The sequence below is a fragment of the Streptomyces sp. 11-1-2 genome, from assembly GCF_003595545.1.
GTDB classification, from domain to species: Bacteria; Actinomycetota; Actinomycetes; order Streptomycetales; family Streptomycetaceae; genus Streptomyces; species Streptomyces hygroscopicus_B.
In genome coordinates, this window is sequence record NZ_CP022545.1 from 2,093,986 (window position 1) to 2,117,624 (window position 23,639).

The window sequence follows — 23,639 nt, forward strand, 5'->3', positions numbered from 1 at the left end:
GATGGGGGATGCGTTCAGCGGCCTGCGGATGCCACCGGGTGCGCCGTGACGAGCTGTTCGAGGTGGTCGGCCGCGGCGTGCCGGCCGCCCGCGACGCGCATCGACCTGCCGATGGCCGCCGCCGCGGTGCGGTGCCCGCCGGTGTCGTCCAGGACCGTGCGCAGCGCCTCGGCGAGCTTCGGCGCGTCCACCCGTCCGAAGCGCACCCGGATACCGGCGCCCGCCTCGGCCACCTGGCGTGCCACGATCGGCTGGTCGTCCCGGATCGGGGCGATCACCAGCGGCAGCCCGTGCCAGAGGGCCTCGCAGACGGTGTTGTGGCCGCCGTGGCTGACGACCGCCCTGGCCCGGCCGAGCAGTTCGAGCTGGGGGACGTAGGGGCGCACCAGGATGCCGGGCGGCGGGTCGGTGAGTTGGCCGCCGGGGTCCGCGACGACGCCCTGCACCCGATCGGCGAGCAGGTCCAGCGCCCCGGCAGCCTCGTGGAGGAAGCGTGCGCCGGCGTCGGTGTTGGCGGTGCCGAGCGAGACGAAGACCAGGTCACGGGAGGGGTCGAGGGCCTCCCAGGGGAAGTCCGGGTCCCCGGGCCGGTCGGCGATGGCCGGGCCGACCAGGTGGACCCGCTCCCAGGGCAGGGTGGACTCGCCGACGAGTTCCCGGCTGGTGAAGGCGAGGACGCCGTACGGGGAGAAGCGTGGGTCGTGGGTGGCGGCCGGGTCGCCGATCGCCTCCCGCAGTGCGTCCAGCCGGCCGGTCAGCCAGGCGGCCACCTTGGGCAGATCGGCCAGCGGGTCGATGAGTTCGGCCGAGGTACTGGCCGAGGTGAAGTACGGGACGCCGAGGCGTTCGCACACCAGGGCGCCGGCCACCGCGTGCTGGTCGGTGACGACCGCGTCCGGGCGGAAGGCGTGCACCGCGCTCGCCACGGCGGGCGCCATCGCCTCGGCGAGCGGGATGAAGAAGACCTCCCAGAGGAAGCGGAAGGCGGCCGGTCCGGTCAGGGTCGGCGGGCGGACCAGTTCGCCGGCCTCGGGGAGAGCGCACTCGTGGACGACGGCGGCGGGTCCGGCCGCGTCACGGATGCGGTCGGCGTAGCCGCACCACTCGACCTCGTGGCCGCGAGCGGTCAGCTCGGCCGCCACCGCGACGAGCGGGTTGATGTGCCCGGTCAGTGGCGGTGCGACCAGGAGGAAGCGGCTCATCCGACGGCTCCGGCCCAGGCGCCCGTCCGGCGCGCGTGGTGCTCGCGCACCCAGTCCAGGACCAGGTCACGGGTGCGGCCGGGCTGTTCGACCAGGACCGAGTGGCCCTGGTCCGGGAGGACCACGGTGCGGCACTGTGCGACCTTGGCCTCCAGCTCCGGCACCTGGGCGCTGAGCCCGGAGTCGGCACCGAAGACGGCGAGCAGCGGGCAGCGCAGCGCGGACAGGTCGTCGTCGATGAGCCGCCCGGCCGGGACGTCCTCGGCCAGCGTGGTGGTCTGCAGAATGCGCGCGGCCGTGCGGGAGAGCCGGGCGGTGTGCGCCCCGTAGCGCTCCTTGATCCACTCGATGGCCTGGTCGTGGACCAGGTCACGGCGAGCATGCGCCAGGCCGTCCGCGATGTGGGTGGCCCAGGTGGCCACCGGCGGTTCGGACTCGATCATGGTGAGGGTGGCGGTGCGCTCCGGGTGCCAGGCGGCGAACCCCGCGGCGACGGTGCCGCCGAAGGAGTTGCCGACCAGGTGCACCGGGCGGTGCTCGCCCAGGGCGTCCAGGAGCAGTGCCAGGTCCTCGACGAAGTGCTCCAGGCGGTAGCCGGTGGGCGGCCGGTCGGTGCGGCCGTGCCCGCGCAGGTCGTACATCACGGTGTCCATGCCCGCCGCGGACAGCGCCGGGCCGAGGGTGAAGTAGTAGCTGGCGAGCGAGTCCGTGAGCAGACCGTGCACGAGGACGACCACCGGGGGCTCGCCCTCGCCGGCCGCGCTCGCGGGCAGTTCCTGCACATGGGTGGTGATGTCGCCGGTGGGTGTCTTCGCCATCCGGGTCAGCTCTCCTCGGTGGCGCGGAGCGAGGTGGCGACGTAGTCGGCGAGCTGGCCCACGGTCAGCGCGATGATCTCGTCGAGTTCCAGGTCGGCGATGAACAGGGCGAGGTTGACGCGCTCGCCGTACTGCTCGCGCAGCAGGCCGGCGAGGGTGACCAGGTCGATGCTCTCCAGCTCCAGGTCGTCGTGGAAAAGCGTCTCGCGGCTGATCTCGGCGTCCTCCAGACCGGCGTCGGGCAGCTCGCGCAGCGTCGCGGCGATCTGTGCGAGGACGGCGTCCTCGTCGATGCTGGGGGCCGTGGGGGTGGCCGCCTCACTGGTCATGCTGGCTCTCCTGACTGACTGGCTCGGCGCCGCCCGTGGTCCAGGCGACGACATAGTTCCGTTCGGGCAGCCCCGCGGGGGCCGCCACCTGATCGCAGCGCACTTCCCAGGCGCGGCCCGCGTGTTCCACCCGCAGCAGATCGGGACGGGCGGCGGTGACCCGGTACTCCTGAGGTCGTCCGCGCAGCCCCGTACCGCGCTCCTTCGCGACGGCTTCCTTCGCCGCCCAGAAACGGGTGAACCACAGGTCTTCGCTCTCGTCGCCCGCGGCGACGGTACGGGCGAGGAGCGCGCGCTCCTCGGGGCCGCAGGCCGCCGCGAGGGCGGCGGCGGGCCGGGCGGTGACCTCTTCGAGGTCGATGCCGCAGGGTCCGCGGCGGGCCAGGGCGACCGCCGCCTCGGCGCTGTGCGCGAGGGAGACCGTCAGGCGCGGGCCGATGGCGCGGCCGTGCACGCCGGTCACCACGGGCCGGCCGGCCGCGTCGTTGTGCAGGGCGATCTCGGCCGGGTAGATGTCGCCCGCGCCCTCCGCCCAGAGCAGCCTGCGGACCGCGTCCTTGGCGGCGATCCGGCCGAGCAGGTGGCGGCGCTTACGGGTCGGGGGCTGGCCGGCGTAGCGGTCGCGTTCGGCGCCGCCGAGCACATTGCGCATGATCAGCTCGCGGGTCGCGAGATCGGGCCAGCGCTCGTGGAGCAGGCTCCATCCCCCGGTGCGCGCCTCGGAGAGGGTGTTCCGGCCGGGAAAGCGGTCCATCAGACGCATGCCGGGGTCGGTGTCGAAGCGCCGGTCGGTCCAGCCCGTGCACTCGGCCCAGACGCGGCCCGCGTGGACGAGCTGCATATCGGCGGTGAGGGTGGTGGGGGTGACCTCTCGGATGCGGATATGGCAGTCCAGGGCGGTGCCGGCGGCCGGTTCGGGGCCGTAGAAGTCGATCCGTGCCATGCCGACCGGGAAGACCGTGGTGCGTTCGGTGAGGGTGGCCATGATCCAGTAGCCGAGGAGCTGGCCGACGTTGTCCAGGAGCGCGCCGGGTGGTCCGGGCGCCGTGAGGACGCCGCGCACATGCCGTTCACCGATCGCGGTGAGTTCGGTGACGCCCTGGAAGGCGGGGCCGTGGAACATCCACCGCTCGGTGTAGAGCTGTTCGGCGGCCAGTTCGGGGACGCGTTCGCGGGCCGGGTCCACCGGCCACACGGCGGGCGGGGTTCCGGGTCCCGAGTCGAACCGGACCTCGGCGCCCGCGAAGCCGGTGAGCCCGACCTCGATCCGGTCCGGGGCCGAGCGGCGCACCGCGACGGGCACGTCACGGGCGGGCATGGCCTCGATCCACTTCTGGAGCCGCACGTTGTGCACGGCCACCACCCGCTGTCCCCGCCGGCTGGGCATCGCCTGTTCCGCGATCCGGACGAGGTGGTCGATGACGGTGGTCGCGGGCACGATCGGCCACCGGTCGGCCTCATCGGGCCAGCCGGGCCGTTGACGGAAGAAGCAGTGGTCGCGGAGGTACGGCATCCGGTCCACGTCGATCCGCAGGGCGGCGGGGACGGTCGCGAGGCCGTCGGCGCCGCTGGAGCCGTTCGGGACACCGGAACCGTTCGGGACGCCGGAACCGCCCGGACTGCCGAAGCCGTTCGGACCGCCGGACCCGTCCGGGCCGACCGCGTGGCCCAGGGTCAGCGGTGCGGCCGGTGGCGGTGCGACGGCCCCGGATCGCAGGGTCGGCGGCCGGTGACGCGCCGGGACGCGGGGGCCGCGGCGCTGCCCCAGCGCGTCGAGGAGTTCCGCGGCGACGGCGGTGGTGTCGGTGAGCAGCGCGGAGAACTCGGCGGCCACCGGGTGGAGTCCGCCGGCGCGGCCGGGCCGGTCGAGCGCGTCGGCGTGGGCCTCGGTTCGGGCGGCCGGGACAGCCGGGCGCCGGGTCCGGGTGCCATCCGGTGTCGTGACGAGGAGACCGTGTCCGGCGGCGGGGAGGGAGACCAGGGCGCCACCGAGGTCGAGCTTCATCCCGGCGCGGCGCACCGGGCGGATGCGCGAACTCACCTGGCCGGCAGGCGGGTTGAGCGGGGTGACGTCCGGGTCGGCGCCCTCTGTCCACAGCGCGGTCGTCACCCGGCGGAGCTGGGCGAGGCTGTCGCGGGAGGTGGAGTGCGCGGGAACCACCAGGCGATCGCGGCCCGCGAGGGTGTCGTCGATGAGGGAGCCGAGCTGGCCCGCGCCCAGTGTCAGGAAGGCCCGGAAGCCCGCCTCGTACATCCGCAGGACGAGTTCGCGGAAGCGGACCGGTTCGAGCAGGTGGCGCACGAACAGCTCGCGGACCGCCTCCGGTTCGGCCGGGAAGGGAGCGGCGACGGTCGCGGACCACAGGGCGGTGTGCGGAGGGTGCAGGGTGTACCGCTCGGCCGCCTCGCGGATCGGGTCCAGGTAGGGGGCGAGCATCGGGGTGTGGAAGCCGGAGCGGAAGGGCAGCGCCTGCGCGATGACGCCCTGCGTGCGGAAGCCGGCCACCAGGTCGGCGACGGCCTCCTCGGGTCCGCAGATCATCGACTGGTTGGGGGCGTTGTCGTGGCTGAGGACCACGTCCTCGCGGCCGGCGAGCCGGTCGAGGACCCGGTCGGCGGCGGTGCCGAGGACGGCGAAGGCCAGGCCGGGCACCCGCAGCGCGTCCGGGTCGAAGCCGGCCAGGAAGGCGTCCACCTCCTCGGAGGTGTGCACCCCGGCCGCCGCCATCGCGGTCCACTCCCCCACGCTGTGCCCGGCCACGGCGTCGGGCGCCACGTCCAGGCGGCGCAGCGCGGTGTCGAGCAGCCGGCCCAGTTGGAAGACGGCGGCGCCGTGCCGGCCCACGTCGCCGACCTCGGCCTCCTCGTCGTAGGACCAGTCCAGGCCGAGCCGGGCGGCGAGTTCGTCGACCTTGGGGGTGAACTCGGCTTCCAGGCCCGGGAAGACGAAGGCGGTGCGCCCACCGGCCGGGCCGAGCACCGGCCGCGGGGTGAACCACACGTCGCCACGCCCGCGCCACGGCTCGCCCTTGCCGACCGCCCGGCGCGCCGTTTTCAGGCGGCGTGCCGTGGGGTCGACGATGCCGAGCCGCACCGGGCCCGCGGCGGGCGAGCCCGTTTCGGGCAGGCTCGCGGCGAGCACCGCGCCGTCCTCGGCGTCGAGCCGGGCGGCCAGTTCCTCGGGGGTCCGGGCGGCCAGCCGCAACACGCGCTCCGGCTCACCGACGGTCACCCGCGGGCGGCGGCCACGGACCGCGGCGGGCTGTTCGAGTATCACGTGCGCGTTGATGCCTCCGAAGCCGAAGGCGTTGACCGCGGCCCGGCGCGGGGCGCCCCCCGCGACCTCGTCCCAGGGACGGGCTGTGGCGAGCGTGGTGAACCGGGTGGCTTCGAGGGCCGGGTTGGGGTCGTCGCAGTGCAGAGTGGGCGGCAGCGTCTCGTGGTGCAGGGCGAGCGCCGCCTTGATCAGACCGGCCACGCCGGCGGCCGGCATGGTGTGCCCGATCTGCGACTTCACCGAGCCGATGACGGCGCGCCCGGCGGTCGCGGGGCCGAACACCTCGGCCACCGTCTGAAGTTCGGCCCCGTCCCCGGCGGCCGTCGCGGTGCCGTGCGCCTCGAGGAGCTGGAGCGCGTCGGCGGCGCGCGGGTCGAGCCCGGCGGCCTCCCACGCCTGGCGGACGGCACGGATCTGACCGCCCGGGTCGGGGTTGAACAGGCTCGCGGAGCGGCCGTCGCTGGCCACTCCGGTGCCGCGGATCACCGCGTAGACCCGGTCCCCGTCGCGCCGCGCGTCCGCCAGCCGCTTGAGGACGACCACTCCGGTGCCCTCGCCGATCAGGACGCCGTCCGCGTCCCGGTGCAGCGGGCGGATGCGCTCGCTCGGGGACAGCGCGCCGAGCTGGGTGAAGACGCTCCACAGGGTGAGGTCGTGGCAGTGGTGCACCCCGCCCGCGAGCATCACGTCGCACCGCCGGGAGGTGAGTTCGCGTACCGCGTGGTCCACGGCGACCAGCGAGGAGGCGCAGGCGGCGTCCACGGTGTAGGCGGGTCCGCGCAGATCGAGCCGGTTGGCGACGCGGGAGGCGACCAGATTGGGCACCAGGCCGATCGCGGACTCCGGCTCCTCGGGCCCCAGCCGTTCGCAGAACCCGGCGCGCACCGACTCCAGTTGGGCTTCGTCGAGTTGCGGGGCCAGCTCGCGCAGGGTGTGCACGAGCTGGTTGGCGGTACGGACCCGCTGGTCCAGGCGGACCAGGCCCGGCGTGAGGTAACCGCCGCGGCCGAGTACGATCCCGGCGCGTTCGCGGCGGGCGGGCAGCACGGACTCACCGCCCGCGTCCTGAAGGGAGCGGTACGCCACGTCGAGCGCGATGAGCTGGTCCGGGTCGGTGGCGGGCACCGACTTCGGCATGATCCCAAAGCGCGTCGGATCGAACTCGGCGCCGCTGTCGACGAATCCGCCGCGACGGCAGTAGAAGCGGTCACTGCGTCGCCCGGCGGTGGGGTCGGTCGCCGCGGTCGGGTCGTAGAAGAGCGGGTCCCAGCGGTCGGCGGGCACCTCGGTGATCGCGTCCGCGCCGGCCGCGATGTTGTGCCAGTAGGCGGCCAGATCGGGGGCACCGGGGAGGAAGACCTCCATGCCGACGACGGCGACCGGCTCGCCCTGCGCCTCGGGCCCGCCGAGGGGTACGGGAGTGGGCATCGTGTTCACCAGCCGGAGGCGGTCAGGACGACGGTGTGCTCGTCCGGGGCGCCGTAGGCGAGTTCGCGCAACAGGCTGAGCGGGCCTTCCTCCAGGTCGATCAGTTTGATGCCGCGGGCCGCGTAGGAGCGCATCAGCTCCGGGCCGACCATGCCGCCACCGGTCTCGGAGGCGGCCCAGGGGCCCCAGTGCACGGTCAGACCGCGCCGCTCGGCACCGGACCAGCGGCGGCCCAGTTCCTCCAGGGCGTCGTTGGCGCCGGCGTAGTCGCTCTGGCCGCGGTTGCCGAGGGCGGCGGCGATGGAGCCGAAGAGGACGGCGAAACGTGGGCTCACCGGCAACCGGTCCACCGCGTCGAGAACGGTGCGGGCGCCGTCGGCCTTGGTGGTGAAGACCCGGGCGAAGGACTCCGGGGTCTTCTCCGCGATCAGCTTGTCCTCGATGAGCCCGGCGGCGTAGACCAGCCCGTCGAGCCGTCCGTACTGGGCGTACACCTCCTTGACCGCGGCGCCGACGGCCTCCGTGTCCGTCACGTCCACCCGCTGGTACTCGGCCTCACCGCCCATCTCTCGCAGGGCGGCCAGGGTGGCGCGTACCTCGCGCTCGGCGAGGATCGCCGAGACCCGGCGTTCGGTATCGGCGGGCGTGGTGGTGAGCTTCGCGGCGAGCAGGGCGCCGCGCAGCGGGGCACGGTCGGTGGCACCGGCCGTGGCCGGGTCCTCGGCGGCCGCGGGTTCCGGAGTGCGGCCGAAGAGGACCAGGCGGCAGCGGGCCGCGGCGGCGAGGGTGCGGGCGAAGCGGGCGGTGATGCCCCGGGCGCCGCCGACCAGGAGGACCACCGACTCACGGTCGAGCCCGACGGCCTCGGCCTCGGCGGTGCCGTCGCCCGCCGGTCCGGCGCCGCTGGTGGCGATCGAGCCGAGCGGGGTGAGCGCCAGGCGCAGGGCGCGGCGTCCGCCGACCTGGTCCAGCAGCACCACCGGCTCGTGCTCGGGGGCGGCGAGTTCGGCGAAGAGGGCGCGGGCGGCCTCGGCGGCGCTCGCCCCGTCGGGGATCTCGGCCAGCGTGGCGTGGGTCTCGGGGTACTCGCGGGCCACCGTGCGGAAGAAGCCGCGCAGCCCGCTGGGCGCCCCGGCGCCCCGGCGGTCGGCGGCGAGCAGGCGACGCGGCCCGGCGGCGAGGACCCGCTGGTAGAGGGCGAAGGCGTCGGGCAGCACGGGTCCTTCGGCGTCCAGCGGCGTCAGGTGCACCACCGTCTCTTCGCCAGCGGCGGGCAATTCGCCGTCGGGGACCAGCTCGGTCTCGACACCGGCCTCGGCCAGCAGCGCGGACAGCTCGATGGCGGTCTCGCCGCCGCCGAGGAGCTGTACCCGGCGGCCGGGCTCCGGGCGGGCGGTGACCGGATCGAGGACGTGTTCGGTGAACAGCAGCCGCTGCGGGGCGGTGATCTCCGGGCGTGGTCCGTCGACGGCGAGAGTGGGGGTGGGGGCCTCGGCGGGCGCCGGAACGGAGCCGAGGGCTGCCTCCAGGAGTGCGCCGAGCGCGGCGACGGTACGGGCGCCACTGAGCGCTTCGAGGTCCGCCCCGGCGGCGTTCAGGGCGAGGCGGTCGCCGAGTTCGCCGACGATCTCGGTGCGCTTGATGGAGTCGATGCTGAGATCGGCCTCCAGATCGAGATCCGGCTCCAGCATGTCCACCGGGTAGCCGGTGAGCCCCGCGACCACTTCGAGAACGGTGTCCAGGACCGGCACGTCACGGTCCCGGGCGCCTGCCGCGGCGGAGGCGGGCGCGGCGGACGGGACGGCGGCGGGGGTGCCGAGCCGGGCGGCGAGGAGCGAGGCCATGCCCTCGGCGGTACGGACGCCGCTCAGCTCCTCAAGCTGCTCGCCTCCCTCGGCGGCGACGCCCAGCCGGGCGGCCAGTTCACCGGCGATCTCGGCCCGCTTGATGGAGTCGATGCTGAGATCGGCCTCCAGATCGAGATCCGGCTCCAGCATGTCCACCGGGTAGCCGGTGAGCCCCGCGACCACTTCGAGAACGGTGTCCAGGACCGAGGCACCCGTCGCGGCGGCGGGGGCGGGAGCGGTGACGGGCGCGGGGACGGGCCCCGGGGCGGCGGCCGTCGACGTGGTGACGGCCGGGACGATGTGTGCCGCGGGTATCGCCTGCGTGATCGACCGCGTTGTCCCGGGCGGAAGTTCGGGTGCTCCCAGGTAGGAGAGCAGGACGTCGCGCTGGGCGGAGACCATCTCCCGGCTGCTGCGGAGGAACTCCGCGATCAGCGCTTCGGGACCGGCGGCCGGCGCGGGGAGGTGACGCGGGTCGGACACGGTGAACTCCGTCACGGGTCGGGCGGGGAGCAGGGCGTGCGGCGGAAAGGCGCCGTCGGCGCGGCGCAGCAGGTGGCCGTCGACGGCGAAACCGGCCCGCCGGACGGCTTTGGCGGTAGCGGGGTCGACGGTGTCGCGGCCGGTGAACAGCGGCCGGGTGCGCAGCTCCGTGCCGCTGACGGCGAGTTGGGCGAGCGCGGTCAGGAAGGCGGGCAGTCCGCCGTCGCGGCCGTCCTCCAGCGGCACGGTGCGGTGCGGGCGGTCCCCGAGCACGTCCGCCACCAGGCGGCTGAGCACCCGGCCGGGCCCGGCCTCGACGAAGACCCGGGCGCCCGCCTCGTACATCGCCTCGATCTGTTCCGCGAAGCGGACCGGGGAGCCGAGCTGGGCGGTCAGTTCGGCGCGGATGCCCTCGGCGTCGTCGGGGTAGCGGGCCGCGGTGCGGTTGGCCCAGACCGGGAAGGCCGGGGCCGGCAGGTCCAGTCCGGCGAGGTGGGTGCCGAAGTCCTCACCGGCGCCGTCGAGCAGCGGGCTGTGGAAGGCGCAGGCCACGCTCAGCGGCTTGGCGCTGTATCCGGCGTCCTTCAGTTGGGCGACGGCGGCGGCGATCGCCTCGCTCGGGCCCGAGATGACCGTCTGGGTGGGCGAGTTGTGGTTGGCGGCCACCACGTCGCCTTCCAGGTCCGCGAGGCGCAGCACCTCCTCGACCTGGCCGGCGGAGGCACCGACCGCGGCCATGGTCCCCGCGTCGCCCTCCGGGACCCGGCCGAGGATGGCCTCGGCGCGGGCGGCGCTGGCGGCGAGCAGTTCGTCGGGGGTGAACACTCCGGCGGCGGCGAGCGCGGCGAGTTCGCCGTAGCTGTGGCCGCCGGCCATCGCGGGGCGCACCCCGAGCGAGCTGAGCAGTTCGGTGGCGGCGAGCGCGGTGATGCCGAGGGCGGGCTGGGCCACCGCCGTGTCGGTGATCCGGGCCCGGGTGCGGGCCGCGGCCTCGGCGTCGAGCGCGGCCGGCGGGAAGAGCGCGTCGGCCCAGCGGGCGCCGAGGTGCAGGTGGCGGTGGAGTCCGGGGAAGGCCGCGAAGAGCGGCGCGAGCATCCCGGGGCGCTGGCTGCCCTGGCCCGGGAAGAGCAGCGCGAGCCGGCCCTCCGCGACCTCCCGCGGCACGGCGCGGGCGAGGTGGATGCCGTCGGCGGGGGCGTGTTCGCCCTCGGCGGCCCGGCGCAGCAGCTCTGGCAGTTCGGCCGACGAGCGGGCGACCACCGCGATCAGTACGGGTTCGCCGCGCACGGCGGCCTGGTCGCTGCGGTGGGCGGCGTGGCGCGCGAGGTCGCGCAGGCGGCTGTGGCCGCCGTCCTGGTCGATCAGGGCGAGCAGGGCGCGGACCGCCTTGACGGCGGCCTGTTCCTCGCGGCCGCGGAAGGTGAACAGCTCGGCCGGCCAGGCGTCCAGGGCGTGTGCGGCGGGCGCTTGGTCGTGGGCGCGCAGGACGACGTGGAAGTTGGTGCCGCCGAAGCCGAAGGCGCTGACGCCCGCGATCCGGTCGGCCGGTTCGACGGCCCAGGGGGCGGTGGAGGTGTGGAAGGCGAAGGGGCTGGTGTCCGCCTCCCAAGCCGGGTTGGGGTTGCCGAGGTGCAGGGTGGGCGGCTTGACGCCGTGGTAGAGCGCGAGGGTGGCCTTGATCAGTCCGGCCAGTCCGGCGGCGCACTTGGTGTGCCCGATCTGCGACTTGACCGAGCCGATGGCGCAGGAGCCGGGTTCGGCCCCGTGTTCCCGGAACACCTCGGTGAGGGTGGCGAGTTCGGTGCGGTCGCCGACGACGGTGCCGGTGCCGTGCGCCTCGATCAGGCCGACCTCGGACGGGGAGATCCGGGCGTTGGTGTAGGCGCGGGTCAGGGCGGCGCGCTGGCCTTCGGGGCGGGGCGCGGTCAGGCCGAGGCCACGGCCGTCGCTGGCGCTGCCGACGCCGTCGATCACCGCGTAGATCCGGTCGCCGTCACGTTCGGCGTCGGCAAGGCGCTTGAGGGCCACGCAGGCGACGCCCTCGCCGAGGGCGATGCCGTCCGCGCTCGCGTCGAAGGTGGCCGAGCGGCCGGAGGGCGACAGCGCGTGCACCGAGGAGAAGAGCAAGTAGTCGTTGATGCCGTTGTGCAGGTCGGCGCCGCCGCACAGAACCAGGTCGCTGGTGCCGGTGACGAGTTCCTTGCAGGCGGCGTCCACGGCCGTGAGCGAGGAGGCGCAGGCCGCGTCGACGGTGTAGTTGGCGCCGCCGAGGTCGAGCCGGTTGGCGATGCGCCCCGCGATGACGTTGGCGAGCATGCCGGGGAACGAGTCCTCGGTCAGCTTCGGCAGTTGCTCCTCCAGACCGGGCGGCAGCGTGCCGACGTAGGCGGGCAGCACGGTGCGCAGGGTGGAGGCGTTGGCCAGGTCGCTGCCCGCCTCGGCGCCGAAGATCACCGAGGTACGGCGGTGGTCGGCTTCCGGCCCCTGGTAGCCGGCGTCGGCGAGTGCGCGCCGGGCGGCCTCCAGGGCGAGCAACTGCACGGGTTCGATGCTGGGCAGCGAGGCGGGCGGGATGCCGTAGCTCAGCGGGTCGAACGGGATCCGGGGCAGGAAGCCGCCCCAGCGGGAGGGGGTGCGTTCGCCGTCACCGTCCGGTGCGTAGTACAGCTCGGGGTCCCAGCGTTCGGCGGGCACCTCGGTGATGCTGTCGGTGCCGGACACCACGTTGGCCCAGAACTCGCCCAGGTCGCGGGCGCCGGGGAACATCGCGGCCATGCCGATCACGGCGACGCGCAGCGGCGCGGGTGCCTCCTCGGCGGACGGGGCGGGGACGGTGGCGGCGCGCTCGGCGAGCCAGGCGGCGGCGCCCTCGGTCACCTCCCGGTGCAGAGCCGCGATGGTGGTGACCTCGGCGCGCAGCACGCTGACCTCGCCGGCCATGAACATGCCCTCGGCGCCCTGGCGTTCCTCGTCCACCGCGCGCAGTTCGTCCCCGACCCGCTCGACGCCCTTGGAGGCGATGCGCAGCCGGCCGACGTTGAACCGCTCCAAACGCTCCCAGACCTCGCGGTCCGGCACGCCCTGGGCGGTGAGTTCGTCCCGCAGCGCGGCGAAGTCGCGGGTGACCTCGCTGGCCGCGCACCGGGTGGCGTGGCCGGGCGCGGTCTCCAGCAGGTCGGTGCGGTCGGCGGCGAGGACCCGCCGCTGGAAGAGCGGCCGGATGGCGCCCGCGCCGACCGCCTCGGCGGTGACCAGGTAGGCGGTGCCCATCAGCACGCCGAAGGCGGCGCCCGCCTCGGTCAGCGGGGCGGCGACGGTCGCGGCCATGGCGGCCGACCGGGCGTCGTGGATACCGCCCGCGAAGAGCACGGTCAGCTCCGTGGCCGCCGCGGGGCCCTGCTCGGCGAGGAACTCGCGCAGCACCTCGGTCTGCGCCTCCCACAGCGGGAAGCTGTTGCGGGGCCCGATGTGACCGCCGCACTCGGCGCCCTCGAAGATGAACTTGCGGGCACCCGCCGCGAGGAACTGCCGCAGCAGCCCCGGCGAAGGCACGTGCAGGAAGGCCGATATGCCCTCCGCCTCCAGCGCGGCGGCCTGTGCGGGACGGCCGCCCGCGATGACGGCGTGCGTGGGTTTCAGCTCCCGGACGACGGCGAGCTGGGCCTCCTTGACCTGCTCGTCGGCGAAGCCCAGGATGCCCACGCCCCAGGAGGCGCCCTCGGGCAGCGCGTCCCGGGTGCGCTCCAGCATGGCCCGGGTGCGCGCGGCGTCGGCGAGGGCGAGGGCGAGGAAGGGCAGGGCGCCGTCGGCTGCCACGGCGGCGGCGAACGCGGGCTCGTCGCTGACCCGGGTCATCGGGCCCTGGGCGACGGGCAGGCGGGTGCCGAGCGCGCGGGCCCCGGCGGAGTCCTCGGCCAGCGCGGTGGCGGCCCGCTCGCCGACGGTGGCCCGGCCGATCGCGTCGCGGACCCTTCGGACCGCCTCGGCGACGGTGGCGGAGCGGGCGGCGAAGGAGGCGGCGAGGTAGCCGTCCTGACCGACCGGCAGGAGGCGCCGCAGGGGATCGGCGGCGGCGAAGGCGCGTTCGGCGGTGGCGCTGTCGGTGGGCTGCTCGGGGGCCTGCGGCCCGCGGCGGCGCAGGAACCGCACCCCGTCGACGAGGACGCTCTCGGAACCGTCCAGCGAGCCAAGCGCCTCGGCGGTCTCGGCATCCGGTTCGGCCTCGTCGAGCAGCGCGAGTTGGACGTCGAGCACCACGCCCGCCGCTCCACCGGCGACCGCGGCGGCGGCTGTGCGCGGGCCGATGCCGCCCCACGCCCAGACCGGCACGGCGATCCCCGGGTCGGCGAGAACCCCTTGCAGCAGGACGAACGTGCTCAGCTCACCGGCCCTGCCGCCGCACTCGCTGCCGCGCAGCAGCAGCCCGGCGGCGCCGGCGTGAACGGCGTCGGTGGCTCCGGCGAGGCTGGTGACCTCGACGAGCACGCGGCGCCCGGGGAAGTCGGCGGCGGTCCGTGCGGGGTCGGCGAGCAGCACGGTCGTGGCGCCCTCGGGAAGGTCCGCGACGCCGAGCGGGCAGCCAGGACGGACCCGGACCCCGAAGGGACGGCCGCCGGACCAGCGGGCGGTGCGCCGCAGGGCCTCGATGGCATCGCGGCGACGCTCGGGCAGTTCGAGCACGCCGAGGGCGCCTGCCCGGCCGGCCGCGGCGGTGAGACGGGGCGAGGGGCGATGCAGCGGGTTGACCGCGAGGACGGCGTCTACCGATGCATCTGACGGCGCAGGGGTGGCGAGCGTCCGCATGAGAGTCCTCTGTGGAGGGAGAGTGATGATCGGTAGTCAACTGGTGGTCATGACAGGCGGTCAACCTGTCGCTGAGAGTGACCACTCACTCCCCTTCATGCAGACCATCCCCTTTTGAATACCGAAAACTACGCACGCGGGATACCGCCCCAAGGCATTCACTGAAACACCGCACGACGCGGGAGTGCCGGCCACGTGAATGCGTCATGTGACAGAAACACAGGCGTCGCAATAAACTCACCGAAATGTGCGGCAGATCACGCGATTTTCCGGCCCAACACCCCACCGCCACCGGGGTCACACACTCTCCGTAGCGAACCCACAGCGAGCCCCCGCCCACCGCCTCAGTCGGCCAATTCCGCGAGCAGTTGCAGTGCCTTATGTGACGGGCTGTCCGGCTCTGCGGAATAGACCACCAGTTGCTGGCCCGGTGCGGAGGGCACGAGAAGCCGTTCGAGATCGAGCGTGAGGGTACCGACCCGCGGGTGAGCGATCGTAGCCCTGCCATTGGTGCGGCCCCGGACATCGTGCCTGGCCCAAAGATGCCGGAAGCTCTCGCTGCGCATGGACAGTTCGCCTACCAGCGCCGCCAGGTCCGGATCGTCGACCTCCGCGCCGGCCAGCCCGCGCAGGCAGGCCACGAAGTCCTGACGCGGATCCGGTTCGACCGGGAAGGTGTCCGGATCCAAAAACACGGTCCGGAGGAGGTTGGTCCCCGGTGTGTGTGCGGGCGAGAGGGCCTGGGCCAGCGGATTCGCCGCCAGCACCAGGAACGTCTGGGTCTGTACGAACGCGGGCGTCGCCGGCCACGAGTCGATCAGCCGGGCCAAGGCGGGAGAAACCCGATGACGGTGAGCACGTCCGCGCGAACCCGGGACAGAATGGGCGAGCGCGAACAAGTGCGTGGTCGCGGACTCGTCGAGCCGTAAAGTCTGAGCGAGCGCCCGGAGGATCTCCGCGGACGGCCGCCGGTCACGTCCCTGTTCCAGGCCAAGGTAGTAGTCCACACTGATACCGGAGAGCGTCGCGACCTCCTCGCGGCGCAGGCCGGGCACGCGCCGACGTGCGGTCTCCGGGAGACCGACATCCGCAGGGCGCAGTACCTCGCGACGAGCCCGCAGATAATCGCCCAGCAGATTCGCGGTGCGGTCGTTCATGAGGGCAAGAGTAAGCCGGAACGAGCCCCGGACCCTGGTGCCGGCAGCACCAGGGTCACGGCTCACTTCCTCAGCCGCAGCGCGGGATCTAGCGTCCGGTCCATGGCAGCAGAAACACTTGACGGCCTGACCGCCGTCGTCACCGGCGCCAGTTCCGGCGTCGGCGCGGCCGCGGCACGGCAGTTGGCCGCGATGGGTGCGTCAGTCGTCGTCGTGGGCCGCGCGGTGAGCAGAACCCGCGCCGTCGCCGACGAAGTCGGCGGCACCGCCCTTCCCGCGGACTTCGCGCGCTTCAGCGAAGTGCGCGAACTCGCTCAGCACCTGATCTCCCGCATTCCGCGGATCGACATCCTGGTCAACAACGCCGGTATCGTTTCGCCTAAGCGGCAAACGACGCCAGACGGCCATGAATTGACGATGCAGGTCAATTTCCTATCGCCTTTCCTGTTGACATCGCTTCTCCGGGAGAAGCTCCTGCGGTCCCCCTCCGCCCTTGTCATCAACACCGGCTCCAATCTCTACCGGTTCGGCAAGCTCGACCCGGACGATCTGGACCAGAATCGGCGCCGTTACGCACAGATGCGCTCGTACAACGCCTCGAAGCTGGCAAGTGTCGTACATGCCGCCGAGATCAACCGCCGGGCACCGGACACCATGACCGCTGTCGCGTTCCACCCCGGCACCGTCCGCTCCGGCCTCGACCGCGACTCCGCACTGATCACGGCAGCAAAGGCGAGCCTGATCGGCCGGCGCCTGACGCGGTCACCGGAGGAGGGCGCCGAGCCCATCATCAAGATCGCCACCACCGACCGCGGCAAACTGAGAAACGTCTTCTACAACCGGCTCGAGCCGGAGCCACTGCGTGCCCCCGCCGCGGACCCGGATCTCGCCGCCCGGCTGTGGCAGCGGGCCCACGAGCTCACCCTCGCATCGGCATAGCTGACCGCGGTGCCGTGGCAACACAGTGACAGGCGGGCCACCCGGCCGACCCGAGGGAGGCCGAGGGAGGCCGAGGATCAGGCTCCGGCGATGGTCCGGCCCGGCATCGGCTCCGCGAGCGCGGCCCGCCGGGCCGGCGCGCCGAAGGGGTCGGCGAAGTACTGCGTCTCGTGCACCACGTGCCGGCCGGCGAATTCCATGATGCTCACCGAGTACGAAGGCACGCCGTCGTAGGTGATGAGGCATTCGCTCACCCACAGATTCGCATGGCCGGTGATCCGCTGGACGGTGAAGTGCCGGTCGGCAGGGTGCCCGCCGCGCTGCGCCGAGATTGTCGCTCGGCCCCGGAACCGCTCACCCGACTGCGGGTAGTCCAGGATCGCGTCCGTGGCGTAGATGGCGTGCTCGGCTTCGGTGTTCCCGCGTTCCGAGGCCCGCCAATGCTCCTCGATCGCGGCCCTGGTCCGGGAGTCAGTATCCATGGCACCGCCCTTCCGCAGCGGTGACAGCCTAGGCACTCCGGGCCACAGCCGCCCCGAGGCCAGGCGGACCTGGGCTGCCAAGTCCTCCCTTTGGCCGGAGCCGACCGGGTGTCCGAGCCGGATGAGTTCGCCCTGGATCCGTCGGCAGCCCCTCCCAGCTCCCGCAGGACCCGCTGAAGCCCAGGCCGTCACGTTTCGGTAACCTGGCCGAAACCCTTGACGTTCCTCATGGCTGGTTCCTAATCTCGCTGCAGCGTAATCGGTAGTTCCAGCAGTTCACGCGCTGCGGCGCTCTCCGCAGTTTTTTGGCAGGCACAGACATAGACCACCTGTCGGTGGCTTCGTCGTGCCTGTTTCTGTGCTCCCCGTGCCGCCGGTAGGTCTTCCTCGAAGGCGGATTCATGGCACAACGTCCGAGCGTCAAAGGCGTCGCCGATGTCGTTGCGCTCATCGATGGGCTGGGAAAGATCACCGGTCGGGCGCGGATCATCTGGTTCCTCGTGTTCGGCGGGCTGTTCCTCGACGCCTACTCGAACGCGGCGCTGAGCGCCGGTCTGGGGCCCATGACGACCCAGATGGAGCTCACCAGCACCCAAGTCTCGATCCTCACGGCCACCGCTCCAGCGCTGGCCATCATCTTCAACCCTCTCGGTGGCTGGCTCGCCACCCGCATCGGCCGCGTCCCCCCGCTGCTCATCGCCAAGGTGTTCGCCATCGCGGGCGCCCTGCTCGCCGCCTTCGCCGGTGACTTCACCGTCGTCTGGCTCGGCCGGGTCCTGGTCGGTGTCGCGTACGGCATCGACTTCGCGGTCGCCATGGCGCTGCTCGCCGAGTACACGCCCACGAAGCTGGGCGGCCGGCTCAACCTGTGGCAAGCCGTCTGGTACGTCGCCACCACCAGCAACCTCGCCCTGGCCCTGCTCTTCTTCAACCTGGATGTCGGCTCGGACATCTGGCGCTGGTCGGTCGGCTCGGCCGCGGTCTTCGCCATCGCGCTGCTGCTGAGCCAGGCGCTGATGCTCAAGGAGAGCCCCACCTGGCTGGCCGGCAAGGGCCGGCTGGACGAGTCCGTCACCAACCTGGACCGGATCTACGGGATCAAGGCCGTCGTCGATACGTCCGACCCGATGACCCGCACCGCGGCTGAGGCACCGGTCGTCCGGTTCCGCCAGACCGGGCTGCTGTTCAAGGGCGAGTATCTGCCGCGCACGATCCTCTCGTCGGTGATCTCGCTCGGGCAGTCGATGCAGTACTTCGCGGTCGGCTGGTACCTCCCGCTGATCAGCCTGACGATCTTCGGCGAGAGCTTCGAGAAGGCCACCGTCGGCTCGATGGTTTTCAACGCCTTCGGTATCGCGGGCGGGCTGCTGTCCGCGTTCTTCGGCCGCCGCCTCGGGCTGCGGCTCAGCTCCGCTGCCGGCTTCGCCGGGGTCTTCGTGGCCCTGGTGGCGATGGGACTAACCTTCGAGAAGGTGCCCATGGCCGTGGCGTTCCTGCTGCCGGTGCTGTTCATCCTCTGCCACTCCGCGGGCCCCGGTGCCAACGGCAAGTCCATCGCGGCGCTCTCGTACAGCAGCGATGTCCGCGCCCTGGGCACCGGTGTCACCGGAATGGTCGGCAGCTTCGGCAGTGTCGCCGGCCTGTATGTCTTCCCACAGATCAAGGACTCGCTCGGACTCGCCGACACCTTCTTGACGCTGTCCGTCGTGCCGCTGCTCGGCCTGATCACCTGCCTGGTGATCAAGTGGGACCCGATGAAGGCCGCCTCGCCCGACGAGGTCGCCGGGCAGGACCGCGACGCCACTGCGGCGCTCTCCGTGACGGCGCGCTGACCCACCGCCGGACCTGACCCACCGCGCGGTGGTCCCCTCCCCTCCGTGTGCGTCGCTTCCCTGTCCCTCCCCTCCGCATCCGTCCCCTCCGTATCCCTCCGCACGGCTCGCTCGCGGTGCTCGAATGAAAGAGCTGCCATGACCCAGACGTTCCCCGGCGCCGCCCCACGGCGTGGTGTGCTGTCCATCGACGAGGGCACCACTGGTACCAGGGCCGGAGTCGTCCTCGACTCGGGCGCCACCCACGAGGTGTTCTACCGGCCGATCAAGGTCAGCCATCCGAACGACCTCTCGGTCGAGCAGGACCCGATGGAGATCTGGACCGCCACCCTCGAGGTGGCGCGGCGGGCCGTCGGCGGGGCACGCGAGGACGGCATCGAGATCACCGCCGTCGCGCTCTCCACCCAGCGGGCCACCGCGATGCTGTGGGACCGCGTCACCGGGCAGCCGCTACTGCCCGCGGTGGTGTGGCAGGACCGCCGGTACGCCCATGAGCTCACCGCCTACGAGGCGGAGTGGGACGCCGTCCTGCTGGCCCGGCAGGGCCGGCCGGTCGGCGCCCGCGCCCCGTTCCTCTGGGCCGCCCGGCAGATCGCCGAGCACCCCGAGGTGGCCGCCGCGCACCGCCGGGGCCGGCTGCTCTTCGGCACCGTCGACACCTGGCTGATCTGGCGCCTCACCGGCGGCGCCGTCCACGCCACCACGCCGACCAACGCCGCATCCACCGGTGGCTATCTGCTGGAGCGGCACGCCTGGGACGAGGTATGGATCAGCCACCTCGGTTTCCCCCTCGACCTGCTGCCGGAGCTCCGCTCCGACGACACCGGATTCGGTACCACCGACCCGGCCGCCCTCGGGATCGCCGTCCCGCTGGCCGCCTCCATGGGCGACCAGCACGCCGCACTCGTCGCGCTCGGCGGTCTCGCCGTCGGGCAGGGCATGTGCATGTACGGGACCGGCGCCTTCGTCGACGCGGCGACCGGCACCACGCCCGCCCTGCCCCGGCCGGACATCTCCGGGGTGCTCGCCCAGCCCGGCCGGCGGCAGGGCGACATCAGCCACTACAGCCTGGAGGCATACACCTCCACCGTGGGTTCGGCGCTGCGCTGGCTCTGTGACGATCTGGGCCTGTTCGCGTCGCCGAAGGAGCTCGGTGAGGAAGCGGGCCGGGTCCCCACCCGGCCGGGCCGCACCCCGCGTTTCGTCCCGGCGCTCGCCGGGGTCCGTACGCCGGTCTGGCAACCGGAGGCGACCGCTTCCTTCACCGGACTCACTCTCGCCACCACCCGCGCCGATCTCGCCCGCGCCGTGCTCGACGGGATCGCGCACTCGGTGTGCGACCTGATCGACGGGGTCGCCGACACCATGGGCACCCCGTTCACCCGGCTCCGGGTCGGCGGCGGCGTCTCCGGCAGCGACCCGCTGTTGCAGATCCAGGCCGACCTGACCGGCCTGCCACTGGAGCGGGTCGCCGACTCCGCCACCGCGAGCCTGCGCGGCACCGCCTATCTGGCGGGCGTCGCCCAGGGCCTGTGGCCCTCGCTCGAAGAGGTCGTCGAGGCGCAGCCACACGGCCGGATCTTCGAGCCCGCGATCACGGCGGGCGACCGCACCGAGCAGCGGGCCGCCTGGCGCGACGTGCTGATCGCCCACCTCGACGACCCCGCGCCGCTCTCCCTGCGGGAGGGCCCGCCCGAACCGCACACCCCCCGCTGACGGCCCACCGGCCGTCGCACCGGTGGCCCGCCGACCACGCGGCCGCCGTACCGAAACACCAGGAGTTGATGTTGTGATCACCATGCCCGCCCGGAAACCGCGGCGCGCCGCCGCGGCGACCCGTCGGACGCCGCTGCTGCTCGACCGGGCCGCCATCAAGCGCCAACTGGCCGACGACACCTACGACGTGCTCATCATCGGCGGCGGCATCACCGGGGCGTACGCCGTGCTCGACGCCGCCTCGCGCGGGCTGCGCGCAGCCCTGATCGAGAAGGACGACTTCGCCTCCGGCACGTCGTCGAAGTCCTCGAAGATGGTGCACGGCGGTCTGCGCTATATCGAGCAGGGCAACGTCAATCTGGTCCGCCACTCGCTTCTGGAGCGCCACCGCTTCCGGAAGAACGCCCCGCACCTGGTGCACCGGCTGCCGTTCCTCTTCCCGATCCTGGAGAAGGACGGCATCTTCGACGCCCGCCTCGCCAAGGGCTTCGAGGGTCTGCTGTGGACGTACGACCTGGTCGGCGGCTGGCGGATCGGCAAGCTCCACCAGCGGCTCACCGTCCCGGAGGTCCTCGCGCAGGCGCCGACCCTGCGCGCGGAGAACCTCAGGGGCGGGCTGATGTACTTCGATGCCCGTGCCGATGACGCCCGGCTCGTCCTGACCATCGTCCGCACCGCCGCCGCGCTCGGTGCGACGATCCTCAACGGTGCCAAGGCCGAGGGTCTGCTGATGGAGACGGACCAGGTGGCCGGTGCCCGGGTCACGGCGGACGGCGACACCTTCGACATCCGCTCGCGGGCCGTTGTCAACGCCACCGGGGTATGGACCGACGAGCTCGACGCGAAGGCGGACGACGGTCACCGGCCGCAGGTCCGCCCGGCCAAGGGTGTTCACATCGTGGTCCCCTGGGACAAGGTGCGGATCAACTGCACGGTGACCGTGCCGATCCCCGGCCGGGCCCGCCGCGCGACCTGCACCCGCTGGGGCAACAGCGTCGTGCTGGGCACCACGGACGAGGACTACCAGGGCTCCCGGGATGATGTGCACTGCACCCGTGAGGAGATGGACTTCCTGCTGGAGGGGGCCAACACCGCCTTCGAGGGGAAGCTCACCCCGGATGATGTGATCGGCTCCATCGGCGGTCTGCGTCCGCTGGTGGGCGGCGGCGAGGGCGCGACGCTCGACATGCGCCGCGACCACCACATCACCGTCGGCCGCACCGGCATGGTGACGGTGACCGGCGGCAAGCTCACCACCAGCCGGCACATGGGCGAGCTCGTCATCAACAAGGTGATGACGGTCCTCGGCCGCAGGGGGAAGAGCCGCACCACCGACCTCCCGCTGCTCGGCGGCGCCGGTTACGACGCCGAAGCCGTCGCGGCGTCCGGTGGCGTGGCCGCGCACCTGGGCGAGCGCTTCGGCACCGAGGCCCGCTTCGTCGGCGATCTGATCCAGGACGATCCGGCGCTGGCCGAGCCGATCGTGGCGGGACTCCCGTACACCAAGGCCGAGGTCGTGTACGCGGCCCGCGCCGAACTGGCCCGCTCGGTCGACGACGTGCTCTCCCGCCGGACGCGCGCCCGGCTGTTCGCCCGGGACGCCTCCGTGGACGCCGCCGAGGCCGTCGGCGCGCTCCTCGGCCAGGAACTGAACCTCACGGAGGCCGAGGTCGAGCGCTCGGTCGCCGAGTACCTCGCAGCCGTCCACCACGAAAAGTCCGTACTCCTCGAAGGGGCAGCAGCATGATCAGCCGCCAGACCATCACCCACCCGTTCAACCGGGGCGACTACACGATCGGCGCCCCCAGCTCCGCCAGGTGGGCGCGGAACACCCCGATCGGGGAGGGCGAGGCCGCGCTCCAGGTGAACCCGGTCGAGGTCCCCGAGAGCGTGGTCGAGGCACTGCGCGCAGCGGCGCACGCCGTCCACACCTCCCGCGACGAGGTCGTCTCCCGGACCCGTGACTGGTGGGCCGGTTCGATGATCGGCGAGACGGAGGGCCGTCCCGCCACCCCGAACGCCGTGATCGTCGAGGCCGCCGACGCGGAACAGGTCGCGGCCGTGCTGCGGATCTGCCACGAGGCCGGCATCCCGGTCACCCCCTCCGCGGGCCGCTCCAACGTCACCGGCGCGGCGCTCCCCGTCTTCGGCGGCGTCGTCCTGGACGTCTGCGGGATGAACCAGATCACCGGCTTCGACGCCGAGTCGAACATCGTGGATGTCCAGGCGGGCATGTTCGGAGACCTCTTCGAGAAGCGACTCCAGGAGGAGTACGGCGTCACCACCGGCCATTGGCCGTCCGCCTTCGCCGTCTCCACGGTCGGCGGCTGGATCGCCTGCCGCGGCGCCGGTCAGCTCTCCACCCGTTACGGCAAGATCGAGGACATGGTCGTCGGTGTCGACGTCGTGCACGCGGACGGTACGCGCGCCACGTACGGCGACTACGCCCGCGCCGCGGTCGGCCCGGACCTGCGCCAGTTGTTCGTCGGCTCGGAGGGCACCCTCGGTGTCATCGTCTCGGCGCGCCTGCGGGTCCATCCGCTGCCGGAGTACGCCGACGCCGTCGCGTTCGGCTTCACGACCTTCGCGGAGGGCCTGGACGCCTGCCGCAAGATCATGCAGCGCGGTGCCACCCCGGCCGTGCTGCGTCTGTACGACACCCTGGAGTCCGGCACCCACTTCGGCCACCCGGAGACCAACCTCCTGCTCATCGCCGACGAGGGGGACCCGGCCATCGTCGACGCCTCGATCAAGGTGGCGACCGAGGTCTGCGCGGCGTACGGCCCCGAGCTGGACAGCAAGGCGGTCTTCGAGCGCTGGCTGGACGAGCGGATGCTGGTCGGCAAGTCCGCCGACGGCTTCAAGCCGGGTCCGGGCTTCGTCGCCGACACCCTGGAGATGGCCGCGTCCTGGACCGGCCTCCCGGTGATCTACGACGAGGTGGTCGCCGCGATCCAGTCGGTGCCCGGCACCCTGGCCGCCTCGGCCCACCAGTCCCACGCGTACACCGACGGCGCCTGCGTCTACTTCTCGCTGCGCGGCGATGTGGCGCCCGAGTCCCGCCGCGACTGGTACCGCTCGGTGTGGGACGCGGCCAACGCCGTACTGATCAAGCACGCGGCGGCGCTCAGCCACCACCACGGCTGCGGTCTGCTGCGCGGCCCCTACCTGGAGGAATCCCTCGGGGCGGGCTTCGCGACGTTCGTCGCGGTGAAGCAGGCCCTCGACCCGGCGGGCATTCTCAACCCTGGCAAGCTGGGCCTTCCCAGTCGATTCGGCGCAAGCCCGCTGAACTGACCTGATCAGCCACGTCACCCTCCTTCCCC

At 73.1% G+C, this 23,639-nt stretch carries 12 protein-coding genes; 5 read left to right on the top strand and 7 right to left on the bottom strand.

Going from position 1 to position 23,639, the window contains the following annotated elements; translation table 11 throughout:
- Positions 1-14: 14 nt before the first annotated feature.
- The 6 genes from CGL27_RS08490 to CGL27_RS08515 all read right to left on the bottom strand — a co-directional run bounded on the left by CGL27_RS08490 (position 15) and on the right by CGL27_RS08515 (position 15,344).
- Positions 15-1,202, bottom strand: coding sequence for a glycosyltransferase (locus CGL27_RS08490; RefSeq protein WP_119985695.1), 1,188 nt, complete (start codon positions 1,200-1,202; stop codon positions 15-17).
- The gene (locus CGL27_RS08495; RefSeq protein WP_119985697.1) at positions 1,199-2,020 is read right to left on the bottom strand and encodes an alpha/beta hydrolase; all 822 of its coding nucleotides are present in this window, start codon (positions 2,018-2,020) and stop codon (positions 1,199-1,201) included. Before CGL27_RS08495 ends, CGL27_RS08490 begins: the two co-directional genes overlap by 4 nt.
- A 5-nt stretch (positions 2,021-2,025) precedes the next feature.
- Complete coding sequence (locus CGL27_RS08500; protein WP_078644968.1) at positions 2,026-2,349, bottom strand: phosphopantetheine-binding protein; 324 nt, start codon at positions 2,347-2,349, stop codon at positions 2,026-2,028.
- Complete coding sequence (locus tag CGL27_RS08505) at positions 2,339-7,054, bottom strand: type I polyketide synthase (RefSeq protein ID WP_119994297.1); 4,716 nt, start codon at positions 7,052-7,054, stop codon at positions 2,339-2,341. The genes CGL27_RS08500 and CGL27_RS08505 overlap by 11 nt, the downstream gene beginning before the upstream one ends.
- 5 nt (positions 7,055-7,059) lie before the next feature.
- On the bottom strand, positions 7,060-14,187 hold the full coding sequence (locus CGL27_RS08510) for a type I polyketide synthase (RefSeq protein ID WP_119985699.1): 7,128 nt from the start codon (positions 14,185-14,187) through the stop codon (positions 7,060-7,062).
- 344 nt (positions 14,188-14,531) lie between these two features.
- Entirely contained in the window at positions 14,532-15,344 is an 813-nt protein-coding gene (locus tag CGL27_RS08515; protein WP_119985701.1) for a helix-turn-helix transcriptional regulator, read from the bottom strand.
- Between the two features lie 102 nt (positions 15,345-15,446).
- Here CGL27_RS08515 and CGL27_RS08520 point away from each other — a divergent pair, with 102 nt between their 5' ends.
- Positions 15,447-16,283: an SDR family NAD(P)-dependent oxidoreductase gene (locus CGL27_RS08520; protein WP_119985703.1), complete on the top strand. Its 837-nt coding sequence runs from the start codon at positions 15,447-15,449 to the stop codon at positions 16,281-16,283.
- 77 nt (positions 16,284-16,360) lie between these two features.
- Here CGL27_RS08520 and CGL27_RS08525 read toward each other — a convergent pair whose 3' ends face one another.
- Positions 16,361-16,765, bottom strand: coding sequence for a nuclear transport factor 2 family protein (locus CGL27_RS08525; protein ID WP_119985705.1), 405 nt, complete (start codon positions 16,763-16,765; stop codon positions 16,361-16,363).
- 401 nt (positions 16,766-17,166) lie between these two features.
- Here CGL27_RS08525 and CGL27_RS08530 point away from each other — a divergent pair, with 401 nt between their 5' ends.
- From CGL27_RS08530 to CGL27_RS08545, 4 genes are all read left to right on the top strand, one after another.
- Positions 17,167-18,597 (top strand): MFS transporter, encoded by a 1,431-nt coding sequence (locus CGL27_RS08530; RefSeq protein ID WP_119985707.1) that lies wholly within the window; start codon positions 17,167-17,169, stop codon positions 18,595-18,597.
- 138 nt (positions 18,598-18,735) lie between these two features.
- Positions 18,736-20,313, top strand: a complete 1,578-nt coding sequence (locus CGL27_RS08535) for an FGGY family carbohydrate kinase (RefSeq protein WP_119985708.1) — start codon at positions 18,736-18,738, stop codon at positions 20,311-20,313.
- 73 nt (positions 20,314-20,386) lie between these two features.
- The gene (locus tag CGL27_RS08540) at positions 20,387-22,060 is read left to right on the top strand and encodes a glycerol-3-phosphate dehydrogenase/oxidase (protein ID WP_078644957.1); all 1,674 of its coding nucleotides are present in this window, start codon (positions 20,387-20,389) and stop codon (positions 22,058-22,060) included.
- On the top strand, positions 22,057-23,610 hold the full coding sequence (locus CGL27_RS08545) for an FAD-binding oxidoreductase (protein ID WP_119985710.1): 1,554 nt from the start codon (positions 22,057-22,059) through the stop codon (positions 23,608-23,610). Before CGL27_RS08540 ends, CGL27_RS08545 begins: the two co-directional genes overlap by 4 nt.
- Positions 23,611-23,639: the final 29 nt, after the last annotated feature.

What these genes read in the sequence shown, in the direction of transcription:
- CGL27_RS08490 (WP_119985695.1), bottom strand. Translation starts at nt 1,202, where the DNA reads ATGAGCCGCTTCCTCCTGGTCGCACCGCCACTGACCGGGCACATCAAC.
- CGL27_RS08495 (WP_119985697.1), bottom strand. Translation starts at nt 2,020, where the DNA reads ATGGCGAAGACACCCACCGGCGACATCACCACCCATGTGCAGGAACTG.
- CGL27_RS08500 (WP_078644968.1), bottom strand. Translation starts at nt 2,349, where the DNA reads ATGACCAGTGAGGCGGCCACCCCCACGGCCCCCAGCATCGACGAGGAC.
- CGL27_RS08505 (WP_119994297.1), bottom strand. Translation starts at nt 7,054, where the DNA reads ATGCCCACTCCCGTACCCCTCGGCGGGCCCGAGGCGCAGGGCGAGCCG.
- CGL27_RS08510 (WP_119985699.1), bottom strand. Translation starts at nt 14,187, where the DNA reads ATGCGGACGCTCGCCACCCCTGCGCCGTCAGATGCATCGGTAGACGCC.
- CGL27_RS08515 (WP_119985701.1), bottom strand. Translation starts at nt 15,344, where the DNA reads ATGAACGACCGCACCGCGAATCTGCTGGGCGATTATCTGCGGGCTCGT.
- CGL27_RS08520 (WP_119985703.1), top strand. Translation starts at nt 15,447, where the DNA reads ATGGCAGCAGAAACACTTGACGGCCTGACCGCCGTCGTCACCGGCGCC.
- CGL27_RS08525 (WP_119985705.1), bottom strand. Translation starts at nt 16,765, where the DNA reads ATGGATACTGACTCCCGGACCAGGGCCGCGATCGAGGAGCATTGGCGG.
- CGL27_RS08530 (WP_119985707.1), top strand. Translation starts at nt 17,167, where the DNA reads ATGGCACAACGTCCGAGCGTCAAAGGCGTCGCCGATGTCGTTGCGCTC.
- CGL27_RS08535 (WP_119985708.1), top strand. Translation starts at nt 18,736, where the DNA reads ATGACCCAGACGTTCCCCGGCGCCGCCCCACGGCGTGGTGTGCTGTCC.
- CGL27_RS08545 (WP_119985710.1), top strand. Translation starts at nt 22,057, where the DNA reads ATGATCAGCCGCCAGACCATCACCCACCCGTTCAACCGGGGCGACTAC.